Genomic DNA, 1,955 nt, shown 5'->3' with positions numbered 1-1,955 from the left:
CGTTGACCGCGCATCGCACCGCTCTTTCCGAAGAGGGTGTGAGCTGGCTGGCGAGTGAGCGTTTCGCTGGAACATACAGACGGCAACTGTCCATCAGCGACGACATCGACGCCGAACAGATCGAGGCCTCGTACGACAACGGCGTGTTGACGGTGACGTTGCCGATCGCAGCGAAGGCGAAACCGCGGCGGATCGAGGTCTCCTCCGGACCGCCCTCACGAACCGATAACGCCGGATCGACAACACAGGTGCAGATCGAAGCCTGATCCACCTGGCCCGAACACCGCTGGATGGTGGGGTGACTCCCGAGGACACGCGATGGGTTCTCGGGGCTCACCCCACCATCGTTTCGATCTCCCACCGCACATACGAATGGCCGACTGCACATCCACCACACGAAAGAATCAGCGCGAGAACCCTTCAGCTGCCATGACTGCATCCACCATCCCCCCGCACGAACAATCCGACAACACCGGCAACACCGAATCCCGCGCGCACACTCCACCCGACTGGTGGGATCACCACCGCCTTATCACCAGCGACGAATACAGCGACATGGCGTTGATGCTCGGTGCCCTCTCGATACTGACGTTCTGGATGTTCGGCCTCGGCATCCTCCTCGGTGCCACCGCCATCGGAACCGCCCTGGCAGCGCGCCGACCCGACACCCCCGGACACCACCCCGACGTCAAACAAGGAATCATCGGAGTCTTCGCCGGCATTGCCGGAATCGTCCTCGGCGCCGTCTTCCTCACCGCAGCACTACCACACCTGTAGGCAACCGAAGTCGACACTTCCATCGCAACAAGTCCGTCGAAATCCTCTTCTGGCCTGTTACCCGGACTCCGCCGCGATGCCGGCCTGTTCTGCCGCACCGTGGTTGACTCCCTACTGTTCTTTCCGAGGACGAACTGCCCCGGGGTGAAGTTGAACAGCGCCACGGTGACGACACCGACGGCGAACCACACCATCAGCGTGACCGTCGAGGTCATGCCGTCGAAGAAGTCACCGGTGATGAGCGAGGCCACTCCCACGGCCATCACCCAATCCACCAACAGTGCCGCGATACGACGGCCCGAACCGACCAGCGAACCCGGACCCTCCTGAGGGAAACCGAGGAGCTCGCCGCGGTACGACTGCTCACGGCCGTCCGCGCTCTTCGGCAAAGCTGCTTGTGGCCCAGAGAGCCAAGTTCCGGTGATACGTGCCATGCTGTCCAGGATAGGCGTCGCAGCACCGTAGTCCAGATTTGCCGGGTTTTAACTGTGTGGCCGGTCACATGGACTTCGGAAATCCCCAGGATGCTGCGACGCGTAACACTGCCGAAACAAAGGGTTGACGAGCGGGCAACACCAGCTCCCTACCGTCTGCCTCGACGGATTCAACCGACATCACTTGGCTGAAGCGACTTAAGGAGCACAAGCGTGGCGTTCACCACGGCCGAAGAGGTCATCAAGTACATCGCGGACGAGAACATCGAGTACGTCGACATTCGGTTCAGCGACCTGCCCGGCGTCCAGCAGCACTTCTCGATCCCGGCGTCTGCTTTCAACCAGGACGTGTTCGAGGACGGCCTCGCGTTCGACGGATCTTCGGTCCGCGGATTCCAGTCGATCCACGAGTCCGACATGATGTTGCTTCCCGACGTCACCACGGCGCAGATCGACCCCTTCCGCAAGGCGAAGACCCTCAACATCAACTTCTTCGTGCACGACCCGTTCACCCGTGAGTCCTACAGCCGCGACCCGCGCAACGTTGCCCGCAAGGCCGAGGAGTACTTGGTCAGCACCGGCATCGCGGACACCGCATTCTTCGGCGCCGAGGCCGAGTTCTACATCTTCGACTCGGTTCGCTACGACTCCGGCATGAACTCCGCGTTCTACGAGCTGGATTCCATCTCCGGTTCCTGGAACACCGGCGCAGAGACCAACGCCGACGGCTCCCCGAACCTCGGC

At 61.9% G+C, this 1,955-nt stretch carries 4 protein-coding genes; all 4 read left to right on the top strand.

Features of this window, described 5'->3' with window-relative positions:
• The coding region (locus ABT116_RS43730; protein WP_351646376.1) for an Hsp20/alpha crystallin family protein at positions 1-266 on the top strand (266 nt) is incomplete at its 5' end.
• Positions 267-372: 106 nt separating this feature from the next.
• Entirely contained in the window at positions 373-777 is a 405-nt protein-coding gene (locus ABT116_RS43725; protein ID WP_351646374.1) for a hypothetical protein, read from the top strand.
• A 144-nt stretch (positions 778-921) separates the two neighbouring features.
• On the top strand, positions 922-1,107 hold the full coding sequence (locus ABT116_RS43720; protein WP_351646372.1) for a hypothetical protein: 186 nt from the start codon (positions 922-924) through the stop codon (positions 1,105-1,107).
• A 317-nt stretch (positions 1,108-1,424) separates the two neighbouring features.
• Positions 1,425-1,955, top strand: a 531-nt coding sequence (locus ABT116_RS43715; RefSeq protein ID WP_351646370.1) for a glutamine synthetase beta-grasp domain-containing protein, incomplete at its 3' end; no start/stop codon positions are given.

It is taken from the genome of Streptomyces sp. NPDC002130 (assembly GCF_040296465.1).
Taxonomy (GTDB): Bacteria; Actinomycetota; Actinomycetes; order Streptomycetales; family Streptomycetaceae; genus Streptomyces.
Note: the sequence above shows the minus strand (reverse complement) of the source record. Positions and strands in the feature narration are given on the sequence as shown.

Excerpts from the sequence above, each read along its gene's own strand:
- ABT116_RS43725 (WP_351646374.1), top strand. The coding sequence starts at position 373 with ATGGCCGACTGCACATCCACCACACGAAAGAATCAGCGCGAGAACCCT.